14 protein-coding genes and 1 pseudogene are annotated in these 17902 nt (G+C 61.6%); 7 read left to right on the top strand and 8 right to left on the bottom strand.

What is annotated here, in order from left to right; translation table 11 throughout:
- Nucleotides 1–19 precede the first annotated feature (19 nt).
- Nucleotides 20–1402 carry an NAD-dependent succinate-semialdehyde dehydrogenase gene (locus C5F70_RS09355; RefSeq protein WP_017845764.1) on the bottom strand — a complete coding sequence of 461 codons (1383 nt, stop codon included), beginning with the start codon at nucleotides 1400–1402 and terminating at the stop codon, nucleotides 20–22.
- Nucleotides 1403–1801: 399 nt separating this feature from the next.
- Between C5F70_RS09355 and C5F70_RS09350 the strand changes: the two genes are divergently transcribed.
- Nucleotides 1802–3646 carry a response regulator gene (locus tag C5F70_RS09350; protein WP_104903158.1) on the top strand — a complete coding sequence of 615 codons (1845 nt, stop codon included), beginning with the start codon at nucleotides 1802–1804 and terminating at the stop codon, nucleotides 3644–3646.
- A gap of 10 nt (nucleotides 3647–3656) precedes the next feature.
- On the opposite strand, the gene C5F70_RS09345 is transcribed toward C5F70_RS09350, so the two are convergent.
- From C5F70_RS09345 to C5F70_RS09335, 3 genes and pseudogenes are all read right to left on the bottom strand, one after another.
- Nucleotides 3657–4337 (bottom strand): BON domain-containing protein, encoded by a 681-nt coding sequence (locus C5F70_RS09345; protein WP_017845762.1) that lies wholly within the window; start codon nucleotides 4335–4337, stop codon nucleotides 3657–3659.
- Between the two features lie 126 nt (nucleotides 4338–4463).
- Complete coding sequence (locus tag C5F70_RS09340) at nucleotides 4464–5846, bottom strand: MBL fold metallo-hydrolase RNA specificity domain-containing protein (protein WP_046383383.1); 1383 nt, start codon at nucleotides 5844–5846, stop codon at nucleotides 4464–4466.
- A gap of 35 nt (nucleotides 5847–5881) precedes the next feature.
- Nucleotides 5882–6801, bottom strand: a pseudogene (locus C5F70_RS09335) (universal stress protein).
- Between the two features lie 283 nt (nucleotides 6802–7084).
- On the opposite strand from C5F70_RS09335, the gene C5F70_RS09330 reads away from it, so the two are divergent.
- The 3 genes from C5F70_RS09330 (at nucleotide 7085) to C5F70_RS09320 (ending at nucleotide 10094) form a co-directional block, all read left to right on the top strand.
- Entirely contained in the window at nucleotides 7085–7732 is a 648-nt protein-coding gene (locus tag C5F70_RS09330) for a BON domain-containing protein (protein ID WP_017845759.1), read from the top strand.
- Between the two features lie 79 nt (nucleotides 7733–7811).
- The gene (gene ftsH / locus C5F70_RS09325) at nucleotides 7812–9635 is read left to right on the top strand and encodes an ATP-dependent zinc metalloprotease FtsH (RefSeq protein ID WP_017845758.1); all 1824 of its coding nucleotides are present in this window, start codon (nucleotides 7812–7814) and stop codon (nucleotides 9633–9635) included.
- Between the two features lie 33 nt (nucleotides 9636–9668).
- Nucleotides 9669–10094 (top strand): potassium channel family protein, encoded by a 426-nt coding sequence (locus C5F70_RS09320; protein WP_104903157.1) that lies wholly within the window; start codon nucleotides 9669–9671, stop codon nucleotides 10092–10094.
- Nucleotides 10095–10097: 3 nt separating this feature from the next.
- Here the strand turns inward: C5F70_RS09320 and C5F70_RS09315 are convergent, their stop codons facing one another.
- Complete coding sequence (locus C5F70_RS09315) at nucleotides 10098–12467, bottom strand: phosphoketolase (RefSeq protein ID WP_017845756.1); 2370 nt, start codon at nucleotides 12465–12467, stop codon at nucleotides 10098–10100.
- 362 nt (nucleotides 12468–12829) lie between these two features.
- Here C5F70_RS09315 and C5F70_RS09310 point away from each other — a divergent pair, with 362 nt between their 5' ends.
- Entirely contained in the window at nucleotides 12830–13459 is a 630-nt protein-coding gene (locus C5F70_RS09310; RefSeq protein WP_017845755.1) for a helix-turn-helix domain-containing protein, read from the top strand.
- A 30-nt stretch (nucleotides 13460–13489) separates the two neighbouring features.
- Complete coding sequence (locus tag C5F70_RS09305) at nucleotides 13490–14473, top strand: zinc-dependent alcohol dehydrogenase family protein (RefSeq protein ID WP_046484211.1); 984 nt, start codon at nucleotides 13490–13492, stop codon at nucleotides 14471–14473.
- A gap of 13 nt (nucleotides 14474–14486) precedes the next feature.
- Here C5F70_RS09305 and C5F70_RS09300 read toward each other — a convergent pair whose 3' ends face one another.
- From C5F70_RS09300 to C5F70_RS09290, 3 genes are all read right to left on the bottom strand, one after another.
- Nucleotides 14487–14738 carry an Lpp/OprI family alanine-zipper lipoprotein gene (locus C5F70_RS09300; protein WP_017845753.1) on the bottom strand — a complete coding sequence of 84 codons (252 nt, stop codon included), beginning with the start codon at nucleotides 14736–14738 and terminating at the stop codon, nucleotides 14487–14489.
- 110 nt (nucleotides 14739–14848) lie between these two features.
- Nucleotides 14849–15769: a universal stress protein gene (locus tag C5F70_RS09295; RefSeq protein ID WP_046484209.1), complete on the bottom strand. Its 921-nt coding sequence runs from the start codon at nucleotides 15767–15769 to the stop codon at nucleotides 14849–14851.
- Nucleotides 15770–15820: 51 nt separating this feature from the next.
- Nucleotides 15821–16735, bottom strand: a complete 915-nt coding sequence (locus C5F70_RS09290) for a universal stress protein (RefSeq protein ID WP_104903156.1) — start codon at nucleotides 16733–16735, stop codon at nucleotides 15821–15823.
- Nucleotides 16736–16923: 188 nt separating this feature from the next.
- Here C5F70_RS09290 and C5F70_RS09285 point away from each other — a divergent pair, with 188 nt between their 5' ends.
- Nucleotides 16924–17826, top strand: a complete 903-nt coding sequence (locus tag C5F70_RS09285) for a GGDEF domain-containing protein (RefSeq protein ID WP_017845750.1) — start codon at nucleotides 16924–16926, stop codon at nucleotides 17824–17826.
- Nucleotides 17827–17902 lie beyond the last annotated feature (76 nt).

The following is a 17902-nucleotide window of genomic DNA, read 5'->3' as shown; positions in this document are numbered from 1 at the left end:
ATGTAAACAGGACAAGGCTTCAGACCGGCGCCTGAGCCAACACGTAACGCACCAGTTTTTTATTCACGAACTGCTGGATACCCATGTCGCCCAGCTCGCGGCCATAGCCGGAGTCCTTGATGCCGCCAAAGGGCAACTCGGCATCGCTCCAACTGATGTTGTTGATGAACATCATCCCGGTCTCGACGCGACTTGCCACACGACGCCCCCTGTCCAGGTCACGTGTGAACACCGAGCCGCCCAGGCCGAAGTCGGAGTCGTTGGCCAGGGCGATCGCGGCGTCTTCGTCCTTGACGCGGAAAAACAGCGCCACCGGGCCGAAGAACTCATCCCGGAACGCCGGGTTTTCAGGGGCGATGTCAGTGAGAATGGTCGGCGTCATAAAGGCGCCGGGGCGATCGATACGTGTGCCCCCGAGCAGAACCTTCGCACCGTGATCGGTCGCCGTGCGAACCTGCCCGAGCAACTGCACCAATGCCGCTTCCGAAGACAGCGGGCCCAGGGTCGTCGCTTCGTCCATGGGATCGCCGGGTTTCAGCGCCGCGAGCCCGGCCTGAAAGCCCTTCAGGAAGGCATCGGCGACCTTATCCACGACAATGAAGCGTTTTGCCGCGCAACAGGTCTGCCCGCAGTTGTACATCCGCCCCCAGATCGCCCATTTGACGGCCAGCTCCAGGTCGGCGTCTTCGAGCACAATGAACGCGTCGCTGCCGCCCAGCTCCATGGAAGACGGTTTCAGGTTCTGCCCGGCCCAGGCCGCCAGGCTGCGGCCCGCGGCGACACTGCCGGTCAGTGCAACCCCGCGAACACGCGGGTCATCGACCACCTGTCTGGACTGCTCATGGGAGATCGACAGGTTGGTATAAAGCCCGGCAGGCGCGCCGGCTTCGAGCAGGATTTGCTCGAAGGCCATCGCGCATTGAGGCACGCAACCGGCATGCTTGATCACTAGCACGTTGCCTGCCATCAAATGCGGACCGGCCACGCGAGCCAACTGATAGAACGGAAAGTTCCACGGCTCGACCCCGAAGATCACGCCGATGGGGCTGCTCTCCATGTGCGCCTCGCCTTGGCTCGGCTCCAGCGCTTGCGGGGCCAGGAAGCGTTCCGCGTTCTTGGCGTAGTACGCCATGATATCGGCGCTGAATTTGACTTCGCCTCGGGCCTCGTCGATGCGCTTGCCCATTTCCAGTGTGATCTTACGGGCCAGGGCATCGAAGCGCTGATGCATCAATTCACCGGCCTTCGCGATGATCGAGGCGCGCTGGGCATACGTTGTGTGTTTCCACGTCGCATAGCACTGCGCCGCAGCCGCCAGTTTGTGCTCCAGTTGCTCAGCCGTCAGCGTATCGAATTGTGCGAGCAACTCGCCGTTGTATGGATTGATCGTTGTATAAGCCATAACGGTTGCCTTCCCATGAGATTGAGTTAACCAACGTCAACCGGCTACCTTCAGCCGCCGTCCCCACGAACCGGCATTACGTTGGCCTGAATGCATTCAGCTGGCTAGCGTCGGAAACTACTTACGTCTGCCGCCTTGAGCCCGGGCCAGGGCCTGAAGAACGGGCACTCTAACGGTGCCGTCGGCGCACTTCGTTGGCGCAAAGCGCGGTGATGTGAACCGAAAGGCGGCCTGAACAAGGCGCTCAGCGTGAACGGCCTGCTGGCTCGCGATCAACCGAGCGGTTTAGAACCGTCGGGGCTCGGTAAATACTTACATAGATCAATTAAGCCGCCTTACAAACTGCATAGGATTACGCATCAGGCAATACGACTTTGCGTCTTGTCAGGAGGGGTAATCATGCAAGTCAAGCAATCCATGTCGGAAGATGTGTTGCCACGTCAGGCATCAGGCCCGGCATCGGCCTACTGTCCCCTCCCCGCTGAACGGTTGGGCGGCATCGATCAGAAACTTCGCCAGACCGCGCAATTGGTTTCACTCATCGTCGGGCAGCTTGAGGCCTGTGAATTCGACCCCGCGACACCGGCGCGCAGGGTGCTTGAACAATTGGATGCCACGCTGGAGAAATTGTTGAGTCGATTCGGGCTCGACCAACCCGCCCCCGCGACAGACTATGATCGCCACGCAGCGGTGGATTTCCCCATACAGGCCCTCTTCAAGGCATTGGCTCAAGACTTTTTGCCGTTGGCCGCCGCCCAGCGCCGCAACCTGCGGATCGTGCCGTGTTCGTCATGGGTCAGGAGCCTTCCCGATTGCCTCAGGCAACTCTTGAGCGGTCTGATTGCCAACATCATGGACAGTACCAGTACGCCACGCCTGACACTGGGCTGCAGGCGCCACGCGGAGTGGCTGAGCATCGAGCTGTGGTTCGCGGGCTGCAAAAGCCGCGACGACGCCTTGCGTATCGTGTCGATGCCTGTCTATGAGGCTTCGCTGCCGGGTGCCTGTGGCAAGCCTGCCCTTCGCTCGATAGCGGAACTCAGCGCGATGCTGGGTTTACAGCTACAGGTCAAAACCGCTGACGAACGCGCGACGCTGATCTCCATCAGCGCGCCGTTATCGCCGTCAGTCGTTCAGCCCGGCGCGCGCAGGCAACAGAACGCTCGAGCGCTGGGCATGGCTCGCACGTGCCTGCTGTTGATCGTGGAACCGGACGCCCTGCTAGGCGATATGCTCAGTTGCGGTTTGGGGGCGCTGGGCTATCGAACGGCAGCGGTGCGCGATAGCGTCGCCGCGTTGGAATGGATCGCGCGTTCGGGCATTCAACCGGACCTGATCTTGACCGAGCATGTGCTTGAGCGGTCCTCGGACGGTGTCCAACTGGTGCAAAAGATTCGCGATCAATTCAGTCGAGCCACACCCGCGGTCATATTGACCGCCGAGACGAAAAAGCAGGTTTCCCAGTCCGCCCTGACCGCCGACTGCATGCTCCTTCGCAAACCGGTGAGCCTGAACCTGCTGCGCGTCACCCTCGCCAGTGCATTGAGTACACACACCGAAGTACACGCTGTTCACGCCATGCCCTCGTCGCGCCAACCCGTCATTTACGTGGTGGACGACGACGCCGCGCTGCGCAGCGACTTGCGCACGCTATTGGAGTCGGAAGGTTACCTGGTGCGCGACTACGGCACTGCCGAGCAGTTTCTCGACAGTTATACCGCTGACCAACCGGGCTGCCTGATCATTGATGCGCGCCGCTCGGGCATCAGCGGGCTTGAGACGGTGGCCCGTCTTAAAGCACAGGGCGACGAGTTGCCCGTTCTGATGATCAGTTGCAACAGCCGTGTTGCCGATGTCGTCGATGCGATGAAGGCTGGGGTATGCGACTTCATTGAAAAGCCGTTTCGTTATCAGCAGTTGTTAACCAGCGTGAAGAAAGCGTTGGCCAGCCAAGTCGCAACCGAGAGTTCCCAGGTCCTTCGCAAGGCTGCGATTGACCATATCAACCACCTCACCGCACGGCAGCGCCAGATTCTGGCGATGGTGCTGGACGGTCATCCGAGCAAAAACATCGCTGCCAACCTGGGGATCAGTCAACGGACAGTGGAAAAGCACCGAGCGTCGATCATGAGCAGGACCGAAGCCAGGTCAATTCCCGAACTCGCCCGCATCGCCCTGGCAGCCGGCGAAAAAACACTCTCGGCGGCTACCAATGACAAACGCAACGGGCCCATCGGCGGGTAATCGCGGACGGTTATGTCGAACCCGGCGATTCAAGGCCGCTGGGCGATACCATCAGATTGTCGACAACCTTCTGCACACCCGCAGTGCCCGATGCCGTCAACCGCGCCATATCCCGCTCCGGGAGCGATCCGACAACCCCCGAGAGCGTGACTTCCCCGCCCTCCACACGCACGTCGATAGCGTGGGCGTCGATGATCGCCTTGCGGCGAAACGCTGATTCGATATCGGTCTTGATGGTTTGCGCAGAGGCATGGGCCTTGACGACGATATCGTTACTGATCCCCTTGATCCCTTGCAGATAACGCACCGCATAGCCGGCCGTCTGGCGCTGATGCTCAGAATCCACTTCTCCGCTGAGCACCAGCCAGCCATCGGTCACGCTGACTTTGACGCGGTGGTCCGCCAGCGAGGTATTCCATTGCAATGCGGAAACGGCGGCCGCGACGAGATCGCTGTCGGTCCGCACATGACTGGAAGGCAGCACGACATCGATCTGGTTGAGCAGATCCACGACACCGGCGACATGTGCGACCGCCTGTTCCGCGTGCCAGCGTTCGGCGTGACTGGCGACATTGCCGGAAAGCGTGACGATGCCATCGGACACTTGAACCAAAATCTGATCGGCTTTGAGTGCCAGGTCCCAATTCAGTTCTTCGATCACCTGTTGCCTAAGCTTTTCATCGGTATTCATAAAAAAGCTCCAGAATTTTTCAAAAGTCTCAATCAGCCAAAGCGTATCCGGTTGCGATGTTTTTCAGCAGGTCGGAAAGTACCCATCCTTGGCGCGGGAGCGGTGATTCAGGCGCGTTTTTTCGCCCTAGACCGGCAAAGGCTGCGCGACCGCCGGCAGTTCGACACTGTCCCGATACTCCGGCACCGACACCGACCAGCCCAGTTCCTGGCTGATGCGCCGCCGTAGCACGTCCGAGGCGTTCGGCTCGCCGTGTACGACGTAGGTGTGTTTCGGCGCACGCTTGAAGCCGCGCAGCCACTGCATGATTTCATCGGCATCGGCGTGCGCGGACAGGGTTTGCATCGGCACCACCTCGGCGTTGATCGGCACGTCCTGACCGTGGATACGCACCGACGGCACACCCGCGACAATCTGCGCGCCACGTGTGCCGCCGGCCTGAAAGCCTGGCACCAACAGGGTGTTGAGCGGGTTGGGCGCCAGCGCCTTGAGGTGGTGCAGCACCCGCCCACCGGTGGCCATGCCACTGGCGGCAATGATGATCGCAGGGGTGCGCTGCTGGTCCAGGTCAATCGACTGTTGCACGGAACACACAAAGTGCGTGCCATCGCACATGCCCTGGCAGTCCTCCAGCGACAGCCGATGCTCAGAGCGAAAACGCTGGTACAGGCGGGTGACCTCGGTGGCCATCGGGCTATTGAGGTAGATCGGCAGGTCCGGAATCGCATGCTGTTGTTTGAGTCGATACAGGTGATACATCAGCAGTTGCGCGCGCCCCACCGCAAACGACGGCACCAGGGTGATGCCGCGCCGCAGCGCCGTGCGGTTGATCACGTCCGCCAGTTGCTGTTCGGGAGGCTCAGCGGGGTGTCGACGATCGCCGTAGGTGGATTCCACCAGCAGGTAATCGGTCTGCTCGATGGTTTCCGGGGCGAACATCAGGGGATCGTTTGGCCGCCCCAGGTCGCCGGAACACACCAGCGTGACGCCATCGGCGACAACTTCGACCGTCGCCGCGCCAAGAATATGCCCGGCGTCACGCAGCAGGATGGTCAAGCCCGGCGCGATCGCGACCCGGTGGTGCAGCTCGATCGGCCGCAGCAGCTTCAACGCGCGCTCGGCGTCCTGTTCGGTATAGAGCGGCAGCGCCGGGTCGTGCTTGGAGAAACCATGCCGGTTGGCGAATTCGGCCTCTTCTTCCTGCAGGCGGCCACTGTCGCGCAGGAGGATTTTCGCCAGCTCGCAGGTGGCCGGCGTGGCATACACCGGCCCGCGATAGCCGTTGCGCACCAGAACCGGCAGGTAGCCGCTGTGGTCCAGGTGGGCATGGGTCAACACGATGGCGTGCAGGTCTTGAACCGGCAGCTGGAACGTGTCCCAGTTGTGCAGGCGCAATTGCTTATAGCCCTGGAACAGGCCGCAATCGATCAGTACGTGCAGGTCGCGATGTTCCAGCAAGTACTTGCTGCCGGTGACCGTACCGGCCGCCCCGAGAAATGTCATACGCATGGCTATGTCCTTGAGGTCTCATGGGATCGGTGGTTTCAGTCAACCCAGGGTGATGGCTTGACGATCATCAAACTGCAGGAGGTGCGGTTCAGCACACTCTCGGCGGTGCTGCCGATCAGCCGGTCAAGCTTGTCGCGATAGACCGTACCAAGCACCACCACGTCGAATGCATTGCGCCGGGCAAACAAGCTGATCACTTTGTGCGGAATGCCGGTCAGCACATGTTGGCGTTCCTGCTCGACCCCATAGCGTTCGGCGAGCACATCGAAGGCTTCCACCTGCGCGTCATTGACCGCCTCGCCCAAACTGCTATCCAGGCTTTGGGTCGGCACGCTCGTGGGGGTATCGCCCACCACCGACCAGTTGCTGACATTGAGCAGGTGCAGATGGGCATCGCACACATGCGCCAATGTCGAAGCCAGTTCGAGCACGCGCTCGTTCAGCCCGTATGTGAGTTCTTCGAGGTGCGACAGGTCAATGGCCGCGAGTACTTTCAACGGTTTGGGGTGCCTGGCGTCGGTGACCAGGTGCAGACAGGCCGGACAATCGCGCAACAACAGCCAATCCAGGGTTGATGGAAGGTCCGGTCAAGGGCCGAGACATGCTGGACGTCTTTGATCACCAGGTCGGCGTGAAAGTCGTTCACATACGCCAGCACGTGCGCCAGGTTGGGTTTGGCCCACACCACTTCACAGCTGACCGCCAGCCCCGCACGCCGTTGAACGCGCATTTGCTGCTCCAGCCAGTGGCGGTGGACCTGCAGGTAGCCTTCCCTGGCCTGGGCCATCGCGTCATGGTCAAACAGGCCGGCCACCTCCAGCGATGCGACATAATCAAACGCCACAATGTGCAACAACGCGCCGGTTGCAATGGCCAGTGCCTGGGCCCGGTCAAAGGCCGGGGTGCGTGTCATCTCCGAGGGTGCAATCAATAAAATACGTTTGAGTGGCAGCATTAGATACCTCGGCCTGGGCGCATGTAATCACCTGACTGCAACCCGACGTCCTAGCGAGCAGCGTGGCGCCCTGTTGTTGTGACTGAAAACCGTCGGTCAAGTATCTGGCGCCATAGGGCGCGCGCTCTGATCTTTGTCAACTAATGGCTGGCTTTCACACAATGAGTGAATCACTCAGGCCTTGTTGATATAGCTCAATGATTTTCCGTGGTTCGAGCGTAGAAACCAGTGACTGGCCACTCTCGGCCCGTCATCAGCCACGAATTCGATTGAGGACACCATCATGAGCGACTTGAGTTTGCGCAAAGCCATTATGGAAGAGCTTGAATTCCAACCGCAGATCGATGCAGCCAGCATCGGTGTTGCCGTGGAAAACGGCGTTGTCACGCTCACCGGACATGTCAGTAGCTATGAACAGAAGGTCTGCGCCGAGCGCGCGGTAAAAGGCATCAAAGGCGTGCGCGCAGTCGCCGAGGAGATCCAGGTGCGCCTGCACAAAGGCGCCGGAACCGCGGACGACACCATCGCCTCCCGCGCCCTGAGCATCATCAACTGGAGCGCCGACGTACCGGCGAATGCGGTTAAGGTCATCGTTCAGAACGGCTGGATCACCCTCGAAGGCCAAGTCGACTGGCAGTACCAGAAAGAAACCGTAGAGAAGGCGGTGCGCAAGCTGTCCGGCGTGCTTGGGGTGGATAATCGGCTGACCCTGAGCCCGCGGGTAGACATCGTCGATATCCGCAAACGCATCGAAGATGCGCTCAAACGCAATGCTGAAGTGGACGCCAAGGATATTCATGTCAGGGTCGACGGTGATGTGGTCCGGCTCGACGGCAAGGTTCACCTGTGGCGCGAGCGCAAGCTCGTAGAACGGGCGGCCTGGTCGGTGCCGGGCGTCACGCGGGTGGAAGATCACCTGCTGCTCGCCTGAGGTGATGCATGCTCCAGTGCGCCGACTGGGGCATTCAACGTTTGTGTCTGCCTTGCGTGCCCTTTTTTGAGTCAAGGTCATGAAAAAGAACCATCAGTGGAACCTGTCTTACTTTCTGACCGCGTTTGTCGTGTTCACCGTTGTGCAGTTTCTATGGACGGAACACCGCGTGGTGCAAAGCATCCCGTACAGTCAGTTTCTGCAGTTGCTGAACGAGCAGAAAGTCAGCGACCTGCAGGTCGAGAAAGACCAGATCAGCGGCAAGCTGCAAGTGCCGATCGACGGCCATAACCTGTTCACGACGGTGCGGGTCGACCCGACGTTGGCCACCAGCCTGGCGCAGTCGGGCGCGAGCTTCACCGGGGTCACTGACAATACCTTTTTAAGCGGCCTGCTGGGTTGGCTGCTGCCTTTTATGCTGATCATGGTGGTTTGGCACTTTTTGTTTCGCGGCGTCGCGGAAAAACAGGGCCTGGGCGGGCTGATGAACATCGGCAAGTCCCGGGCCAAGGTGTTTGTCCAGCGCGACACCGGGATCACCTTCGCGGATGTCGCCGGCATCGACGAAGCCAAGGCCGAACTGGTGGAGATCGTCTCGTTCCTCAAGGACAAGGCCAAGTACGCACGGCTGGGCGCGCATATTCCCAAAGGCACGCTGCTGGTCGGTCCGCCGGGCACCGGCAAGACCCTGGTGGCCAAAGCCATCGCCGGCGAAGCCGGGGTGCCGTTTTTCTCGATCTCGGGCTCGGAATTCGTCGAGATGTTCGTCGGCGTCGGTGCCGCGCGGGTCCACGATCTGTTCGAACAGGCGCGCCAAGCGGCGCCGTGCATCATTTTCATCGATGAACTGGATGCCCTGGGCAAGATGCGTGGCGTCGGTGTAATGGGCGGCAATGACGAAAAGGAACAGACTCTCAACCAGCTGCTGGCCGAACTGGACGGCTTCGATCCCCGCGAGGGCGTGGTGCTGCTCGCTGCGACCAATCGCCCGGAGATTCTCGACCCGGCGCTGCTGCGCGCCGGCCGGATCGACCGCCAGGTGTTGATCGATCGCCCTGACCGCAAGGGGCGGCAGGCGATTCTCAAGGTCCACCTGCAGAAAATCACCGTGGACAAGGCCCTCGACAGCGAGCGCATTGCCGACATCACCACCGGTTTCACCGGCGCCGACCTGGCGAACCTGGTCAACGAAGCGGCGATTGTCGCCACCCGCCGTGGCGCCGACACGGTCGGCCTGGACGACTTCACCGCGGCCGTGGAACGCCTGATCGCGGGCATCGAACGCAAGAGCAGCGTGCTGCGTCCCGAAGAACGCCAGGTGGTGGCGTACCACGAGATGGGCCATGCACTGGCGGCGAGCCACCTGCCGGCCATGGACCCGGTACACAAGGTGTCCATCGTGCCGCGCGCCATTGGCTCGTTGGGCTACACGCTGCAGCGCCCGACGGAGGACCACTTCCTCATCAGTTACCAGATGCTCAAAGACCGCATCGTCGTGCTGATGGCCGGCCGCGCCGCCGAATTTCTGATATATGCTCAGACATCCACCGGGGCCGCCGATGACCTGGCCCGTGCGACCGATATCGCGCGGCAGTTGGTGACCCGCTTCGGCATGAGCGCCGAACTGGGGCAGTCGGTGCTGGAGCGACAAAACATGACCTACCTGGGTGAACAGATGCAGAGTACGGGGCAGAAAGATTATTCGGAACAGACCGCCAGGGAAGTCGACCTGTGTATACGCGCCCTGCTCGACGAAGCCTACGCCCGCGCCAAGAGCTTACTCCAGGCGCATCGCGCCGACCTGGAGGCCGGCGCGCGCCTGTTGATGGAAAAGGAAAGCCTGACCCCAGAGGACTTCCCCGCGCTGCTGCCAATGAAACCCGTGCCGGTCGCCGCAGGTTGAGCGTCGCCCTGAAACCACGCACTGAGGCTCGCCATGCTGGCCGTCACGCTGATTAATACGCTGGTGGTCATCATCGCCGTGGTCATTCATTACGAATGCCTGTTGCGCCTGAACGACTGGTTGCCGCGGCTCAAGGTCTGGAGCCGCTTCAGGATGGTCATCGGGGTCTTCGGTGCCCTGCTCGCCCACGCGATCGAAGTCTGGTGCTTCGCCCTGGCCTATTACCTGATGACACGCGACGGCGAGTGGGGCCGCCTGTCGGGCCAGTTCGATGGCTCGTTCATGGACTGCGTGTACTTTTCCTTCACGACCTACACCACCATCGGTTTCGGCGACATCACCCCCATGGGCCACATCAAGTTCCTGACCGGACTGCAAGCGCTGACCGGTCTGGTGCTGATCACATGGACGGCGTCCTTTCTGTTCCTGGAAATGCAGAAGTACTGGAAGAACAAGTAGCCCCTAGCCGGCCGGGGTCCATTGCCAGTTCAGCACCTCGGGCAGGTCTTCGCCGTGTTCGATCAGGTACAGCTTGTGTTTCTCCATCATCGCCCAGTAGCGCGCCTGCGCGGTGTGGCGTTGCTCATGCAGCCGGGGCACGCGCTCGATGACGTCCAACGCCAACCGGTAGCGATCCAGGTTGTTGATCACCGCCATATCGAACGGGGTGGTGGTGGCGCCCTCCTCGATGAAGCCGCGCACATGGAAGTTGTCGTGATTGGTGCGTTTGTACAGCAGCCGATGCACCAGCGCCGGGTAGCCGTGGAAGGCAAAGATCACCGGTTTGTCGGTGGTGAACAACTCATCGAAGGCGGCATCCGCCAGGCCATGGGGATGCTGCGATGACGACTGCAGCACCATCAGGTCCACCACATTGATGACCCTGACCCGCAGATCCGGCACATATTCGCGCAGCAATGTCACGGCGGCCAGGGTTTCCAGGGTCGGTACGTCGCCGGCGCAGGCCATGACCACGTCCGGCTCCTGATCATCGCGGCAGGCCCAGTCCCAGCGGCCGATGCCCGCCAGGCAATGGCGCACGGCCGCGTCGATATCCAGCCACTGCCACTCCGGCTGCTTGCCCACCACGATGACATTGATGTAATTGCGGCTGCGCAGGCAGTGATCCGCCACCGACAGCAGGCAGTTGGCATCCGGCGGCAGGTAGATGCGCGCCACGTCGGACTTCTTGTTCGCCACTAGGTCGATGAAGCCGGGGTCTTGATGAGAGAACCCGTTGTGGTCCTGGCGCCAGACATGGGACGTCAGCAGCAGGTTGAGCGACGCCAGCGGCTTGCGCCAGGGCACGTCGGCCGCAGTTTTCAGCCACTTGGCATGCTGGTTGACCATCGAATCGACGATATGGATGAACGCTTCGTAACACGACAGCAGACCATGACGCCCGGTGAGCAGGTAGCCTTCGAGCCAGCCCTCACACACGTGTTCGCTGAGAATCTCCATGACCCGGCCATCCGCCGCCAGGTTCACGTCGTCGGCCTCCAACGGGTCCATCCAGGCCTTGGCGCTGACCTCGTACACGGCGTCCAGGCGATTGGAGGCGGTTTCATCCGGGCCGAACAGGCGGAAGTTGGCGGCGCCCTGTGCGTTTTTCATCACGTCGCGCAAAAAGCTGCCCAATACCCGGGTCGCCTCGGCACGCAGGCAACCGGGGGCCGGCAGGGCTACCGCGTAGTCGGTAAAGCATGGCAAGTCGAGCGTGCGTAATACCAGCCCGCCGTTGGCGTGCGGGTTGGCGCTCATGCGGCGGTGCCCGGTGGGCGCCAGCGCGGCGATTTCCGGGAGCAAGGCGCCGTCGGCATCGAACAGTTCGTCGGGACGGTAGCTGTTCAGCCATTCCGCCAGTTGCTGCACATGCCCCGGCGCCTGAAAGTTGGCCAACGGCACTTGGTGTGCGCGCCAGGTGCCTTCGACCCGACAGCCATCGACAAATTTCGGCCCGGTCCAGCCTTTGGGCGTGCGCAATACCAGCACCGGCCACAGCTGGCGCTCCGGCGTCTCGGCCCGCCGGGGCTGGCGCGCCGCGTGCTGAATCTCGCGGATTTTCAGCAGCATGGTGTGAAGGGTGCGGGCAAGCTCCTGATGCACCTGCGCCGGGTCATCGCCTTCGACGAAGTACGCATCGTAACCATAGCCATACAACAGCGCCGACAGTTCATCTTCGCTGATCCTGGACAGGACCGTGGGGTTGGCGATCTTGTAGCCGTTGAGGTGCAGGATCGGCAGCACTGCCCCATCGCGCGCGGGGTTGATGAATTTGTTGGAGTGCCAGCTGGCGGCCAGCGGGCCGGTTTCGGCCTCGCCGTCGCCGATCACGCAGGCGACGATCAGGTCCGGGTTATCGAAGACCGCGCCGTAGGCGTGCGCCAGGCAGTAACCCAGCTCGCCGCCTTCATGGATCGAGCCCGGGATCTGCGCCGAAACGTGGCTGGAAATCCCATAAGGCCAGGAAAACTGCCGAAACAGCCGCAGCAGGCCATTGGCATTGCGCTCCACCGAGGGATAACACTCGGTGTAGGTGCCTTCCAGGTAGGTCTGCGCGACCACCGCCGGCCCGCCATGCCCGGGGCCGGCGACAAAGAGCATGTTCAAGTCGTACTGGTTGATCAGCCGATTGAGGTGCGTATAGAGCAGATTCAGCCCCGGCGTGGTGCCCCAATGCCCCAACAGGCGCGGTTTGATGTGCGCCAGGGTCAAGGGTGTCTTTAACAACGGGTTGCTCTTGAGGTAGATCTGCCCGACCGCCAGGTAATTGGACGCCCGCCAATACGCGTCCAGCCCTTCCAGCTCCTCTGCACTCAAAAAATCGCTCATACACCCCTCCGTCAAGGCTCGACCCGTGGATTGTCGTTCGTCGATTCTGGGTGCCTCAACTGCGCGAGGCTTGATGTATATCAAGTCTTAAAGCCGGCGCTGAAGCTCAATTGAAACAGGAACTCGGGATATTGAGTAAAAGCGCTGGCAGCGCATTTTCCTCGTTCTCTCTATCACTCAGGCACATGCCTGGACGGAGCGCATGCATGAATGCCCATCACCTGCGTTTAGTCGGTCGCTCGACGGTGCTACCGCACACCTCTTGCCCCAGACCGGTAATCCCCCCAAAAACGGCATGTTCCGGTTGCGGCGTGTCGGCATGCAGCTTGCCAATCGGTCTCGATAGTCCTGACGTGTCCCACTTGGATGCATTGGTGGTGCAACGCTTCAAGGTCAAAAAAGGCGCAGCTTTATTCCGTACCGGCGATCCCTTGCGTTCGCTGTATACGGTTCGCACCGGCTCGTTCAAGACCGGCATCGTGTCTGTCGATGGCCGTGAACAAGTGACCGGCTTTCAACTCTCCGGCGATATGCTCGGCCTGGACGCCATCAGTGACGATGCACACGCCTGCACGGCGGTCGCCCTTGAGGACAGTGAGGTCTGCCCCATCCACTTCGCCCATCTGGAGAGCCTGGCGCGTAACCTTCCGTCGCTGCAGCACAACCTCACGCGGCTGCTGAGCCGTGAAATCGTGCAGGATCACACCCTGCTGATGCTGATGGGCAACATGAGTTCGGATGAACGCCTGGCCGCGTTCCTGCTGAACCTGTCGCAACGCTTCAGCTCCCGCGGGTATTCGGCCAGGCACTTTGTGCTGAAAATGCGCCGTGAGGAAATCGGTTCCTACCTGGGCTTGCGCCTGGAAACCATCTGCCGCGGCATCGCGCACCTGCGCGACCAGGGATTGGCGCAGATCGTCGGCCGCAACGTCACGATCCTGGACCTGGAAGGTCTCAAGCGTCTGGTCGCGGGCTGCCGCCGACCGATCTAGCATTACCGCCCGAACACCTGGAGATTCGTCATGCGTGCGATGGTTCTGCACACCCCCGGCCAGCCGCTGCAACTGGAGCAGCGCCCGATCCCGACACCCGGAAGCGGGCAGCTGTTGATCAAGGTCCTGGCCTGTGGCGTGTGCCGCACCGACCTGCACCTGGTCGACGGCGAGTTGCCGCAAGCGCAACTGCCACGGGTGCCAGGCCATGAAATCGTCGGTGAAGTGACGGCCGTGGGCGCCACGGTCGGGGCTGACTGGATCGGCCGCCGCGTCGGGGTGCCGTGGCTCGGCTGGACCTGCGGCGAGTGCGCCTTCTGTCGATCGGGCCGGGAAAACCTCTGCGATCAGGCGCTGTTCACCGGCTGCAATCTGGACGGCGGCTACGCTGAATACACGGTGGCGGACGAACGCTTCTGCCTGCCGATTCCCGACACACTGTCGGACGTTCAAGCCGCGCCCCTGTTGTGTGCCGGCCTGATCGGCTTTCGCGCCTTGCAGATGGCCGCGGACGCCGCCCACCTGGGGCTTTACGGCTTCGGTGCGGCCGCCCATCTGGCGATCCAAGTGGCGCTGGGCCGCGGGCAACAGGTGTACGCGTTCACCCGCCCGGGTGACAGCGCAGGCCAGGCCTATGCACGCTCATTGGGCGCCGTGTGGGCCGGGCCTTCGGACCAACTGCCGCCGCACCTGCTGGATGCCAGCCTGATATTCGCCCCGGTCGGAGCGCTTGTACCGCTGGCATTGGCCGCCACCGTCAAGGGCGGCTGTGTGATTTGCGCCGGGATTCACATGAGCGATATTCCGGCCTTCCCCTATCGACTGCTATGGGGCGAACGCAGCGTGCGTTCAGTGGCGAACCTGACCCGACAGGACGGCACGGCGTTCTTTCAAACCGTGCAGCACACGCCGATCCACTGCGACATCACCCGCTTCGCCCTGGAAGACGCCAATCAGGCACTCGCGCACCTGCGCAGCGGGCAGTTCAACGGCGCGATCGTGCTGACCCCATAACACGCAGCCGCGGCTATTTGCGGGTCGCGCTGGTCAGCATATGGATCGCTCTCTCGTTGGCTTCGTCGGCGGTGCGCTGGGCCTGGTTGGCCAGCGCCATCGCCTGCTCCGCCTTGAGGTAGGCTTCGTCAGCGCGCAGGCGCGCCGTGGCGGCATTGTTTTCTGCGGAGTCCAGGCGAGCCTCAAGCTCCTTGACATGTTGACTGCACCCGGCGGACGTTGCCAATACCAGCGCCAACAGTGAAACGGACAGGTAGCGGTTCATGGTGTTTCCCCTCGATTCATCGCGGTAAGAAATCAACAACGCACATTTTCAGTATCCGGCGTGGGCCCGCCGTGCCTCTGACCTTTGTCAATAAAGGATCAGAGCCCGGGCTAGCCCTTGACGTCGTTTCCCGGCTGGCGGATCGCTAAAATGCTGCCCGGCACCGAATACAGCGCCCGTTCGGTGTTGCTGCCGATCAGTCGGTCGAGCCCGACCCGGTGAGCAGTCCCCATGACCACCACGTCGGCCTGGAATTGCTCGACAAACTCCTGAATCACCGGCACTGGCTGGCCCATGACAAAGTGCCGTCTTTCCGGCGGTACGCCATAACGGTCGGCCAAGGTGACGAATGCCTGGTGCAACGACTGGCGCAGCTCTTCGGCGAAGTCCACGTTCCAACCGCCCATGGCCATCGGCGCATCGCCGTTGAATGCCGGGGACAGGTCATAGGCGTACAACAGATGCAGCGGCGCATCGCATTGCAGGGCCATGGAGTAGGCGCACTGAATGATGGTGTCGTTCAGACCGCTGATCTGCGTGCCGGGCTCGAACGGATCGACGGCCGCCACCACGCGATGGGGCAAACCGTAGCGCGCCTGGCTCACCAGATGCAGGGGGGTCGGGCACTCGCGCAGCAGGTGGCAATCGAGCGGGGTGATGAATATGCGCTTGAGAACCGGCTCCAGCTTCACGTCCTTGATCACCAGGTCCGGGTTCAGATCGGCGATCGTGCGCAGGATCTCCAGCACAGGGTGGGTGGTGAAGAGCAATTCAACCGTCACCTTCAGGCCGTTACCGCCCAGGCGCTGGACTTCGTCGACCAGCCAATCGCGATAGCGGTGCAGATAGTCCTGGAAAACCGACTCATCGACGTGTTCTTCCCACAAATGAATGATCGGCGCAGGTTCGATAAACGCCCTGATATCGAGCGCCGCGCCGCTGGCCTTGGCCAGGGCCACCGCGCGCAGCAGCGCCGGGGAGTGATACAACGAACGGTCGGTGATCAGCAACAGACGTTGATATTGGCTCATTTCGCACCTCGTCGGGCACCGGTTGGTCCTGGCGCCAGGTTCAATCCTTCATCAGTTGCGCGTCGGTTTGATCGCCCACATGCTGCACGGCGCGTGGTGCAGCAGGCTTTCGGCGGTAGTGCCCAACAGCTTGTTCAAGCCCCAGTGCTGCACGGTGCCCATGACGATGATGTCGATCTGGTGATCGCGGGCGAAGTCGCAAATGTTGAAGAGCGGCGTGCCCTCGATAAAGTGCCGATGCTCGACGGGAATCCCCTGGCGCTCGGCCAACGCGGCAAACGCCTCATGCTGGGCTTCATTCAACGACTCATAGAGCCCGGCGGCCAGGGGCACCGCGCCGAAGCCCATGTCCTTGGCATACACCGCGGCCCAGTCGTACACATGCAGCAACTCGAGCTGGGCCTGGCATTGCGCGGCCAGCTTGACCGCCGCTTCGACAATCTGGTCGTTGAAGATCTGGTCCTGCTCCTCGCTGCGCAACACATCGACAATCGCCAGCACCTTGCGTGGCAACGGGTGGCGCGAGTCGGTGACCAGATGCACCGGCACCGGGCAGTCGCGCAGCAGTTGCCAATCCAGCGGGGTGAAGAACACCCGTTTCAACGCCGGCTCTTCCTCGGCATCCTTGATGATCAGGGCCAGCGACATCTCGTTGACGAAATGCAGGATTTCCTCATAAGGATGATGCACCCAGACCACCTCGCTGGTGACCTCGACCCCGCGCTGGCGCATCACCTCGGCCTGCTCGGCGAGCCAGTGGCGATGGGTGTCCAGGTACCCTTCCCGGGCCCGATTGATCTGTTCGGGCGCAAACAGCCCGGCGATCGCCAGAGCCTGCAAATAGTCGAATGCCACGATATGCAACGGCAACTGCATCGCGCGCGCCAAGGCAGCTGCACGATCGAACGCCGGTGTGCGGGTCATGGACGAAGGGGCAATCAACAGTAAACGCTGAGTCTGCAACATGGGGGCACCTCGGCACGCGGCCATCTGATTCGGTGGATAGGCCTTCAGATTGAGCGTTCCGGCTCAGCGGCTACTTGATCTTTATCAGTTGGTGCCCGCAAAAGTTGATTTTCATCAACAGCCGCCGGGCCCCTTGCCCCTAGCCTGCATCAAGACTTGCAGCGTCACCGGCTCCGTCGGAGGGCACCATGATCGAAGATGAGCAGCAAGTGTTGGTGAGGGCGTTGGACGCGGCGACAAACCCGGTGCTGATCACCGAGAGATCGGGTTGCATTGTGTGGATCAACCGAGCGTTCAGCCTGTTGAGTGGCTATTCGAAGCTGGAGCTGGTCGGCAAAACCCCGCACCTTTTGTCGTCGGGACGACAAACCACCACGTTCTATCGGGAGCTGTGGATGACCATCATGGCGGGCCTGACCTGGCAGGGTGAGATGGTCGAGCGCCGCAAGGACGGCTCCAACTGTACGATCAATCAGGTCATTACCCCGGTGCTCGACCCGCAGGGCGTGGTCACGCACTTCATCGCGATCCTGCACAACTTCAAGGTGATGGACGAAGAACGTGCGCGCATGCAACAACTGGCGTTCCATGACGGACTGACCGGCTTGCCCAACCGCAGCCTGTTTCTGAGCCTGCTCAATCAAGCGATGAGTCATGCCACCCAGCAGCAACAGCCGCTGGCGTTGATGTTTATCGACCTGGACCGTTTCAAAGCGGTCAACGACACCCATGGGCATGCGTGCGGCGACAAATTGCTGGTGGCGGTGGCCGAACGCCTCAGCCAGTCGGTGCGCAGGTCCGATGTCGTCGGCCGTTTGAGCGGCGACGAGTTTGCGATCCTGGTGACCGGTATGGACCACGCCAGGCAGGTCGAGGTGTTGGCCGATAAATTGATCGGCGCGATCAACCAGCCGTTCATGATCGATGCCCACCGCCTGAACACACACATCAGCGTCGGCATCAGCCTGTATCCATGGGACGGGGCAAGCGTCGAGCAACTGCTCGCACGGGCCGACGACGCGATGTACCAGGCTAAACGACGCGGTGGCAGCGCCTGTCATTTCAACCTGCTTAGCCAGCCTGCCGACTGAACGGCGTACACCTCGCGCCCACCGTATGTGCGGTGGGCATAGCCCATTCTCAAACGTCATAATCCTGGGTTTTGTG

Source organism: Pseudomonas sp. LH1G9, assembly GCF_002949975.1.
Taxonomy (GTDB): domain Bacteria; phylum Pseudomonadota; class Gammaproteobacteria; order Pseudomonadales; family Pseudomonadaceae; genus Aquipseudomonas; species Aquipseudomonas veronii.
This window is presented reverse-complemented; position numbering and strand designations above follow the sequence as displayed.

Excerpts from the sequence above, each read along its gene's own strand:
- C5F70_RS09355 (WP_017845764.1), bottom strand. The coding sequence starts at position 1,402 with ATGGCTTATACAACGATCAATCCATACAACGGCGAGTTGCTCGCACAA.
- C5F70_RS09350 (WP_104903158.1), top strand. The coding sequence starts at position 1,802 with ATGCAAGTCAAGCAATCCATGTCGGAAGATGTGTTGCCACGTCAGGCA.
- C5F70_RS09345 (WP_017845762.1), bottom strand. The coding sequence starts at position 4,337 with ATGAATACCGATGAAAAGCTTAGGCAACAGGTGATCGAAGAACTGAAT.
- C5F70_RS09340 (WP_046383383.1), bottom strand. The coding sequence starts at position 5,846 with ATGCGTATGACATTTCTCGGGGCGGCCGGTACGGTCACCGGCAGCAAG.
- C5F70_RS09330 (WP_017845759.1), top strand. The coding sequence starts at position 7,085 with ATGAGCGACTTGAGTTTGCGCAAAGCCATTATGGAAGAGCTTGAATTC.
- ftsH (WP_017845758.1), top strand. The coding sequence starts at position 7,812 with ATGAAAAAGAACCATCAGTGGAACCTGTCTTACTTTCTGACCGCGTTT.
- C5F70_RS09320 (WP_104903157.1), top strand. The coding sequence starts at position 9,669 with ATGCTGGCCGTCACGCTGATTAATACGCTGGTGGTCATCATCGCCGTG.
- C5F70_RS09315 (WP_017845756.1), bottom strand. The coding sequence starts at position 12,467 with ATGAGCGATTTTTTGAGTGCAGAGGAGCTGGAAGGGCTGGACGCGTAT.
- C5F70_RS09305 (WP_046484211.1), top strand. The coding sequence starts at position 13,490 with ATGCGTGCGATGGTTCTGCACACCCCCGGCCAGCCGCTGCAACTGGAG.
- C5F70_RS09300 (WP_017845753.1), bottom strand. The coding sequence starts at position 14,738 with ATGAACCGCTACCTGTCCGTTTCACTGTTGGCGCTGGTATTGGCAACG.
- C5F70_RS09295 (WP_046484209.1), bottom strand. The coding sequence starts at position 15,769 with ATGAGCCAATATCAACGTCTGTTGCTGATCACCGACCGTTCGTTGTAT.
- C5F70_RS09290 (WP_104903156.1), bottom strand. The coding sequence starts at position 16,735 with ATGTTGCAGACTCAGCGTTTACTGTTGATTGCCCCTTCGTCCATGACC.
- C5F70_RS09285 (WP_017845750.1), top strand. The coding sequence starts at position 16,924 with ATGATCGAAGATGAGCAGCAAGTGTTGGTGAGGGCGTTGGACGCGGCG.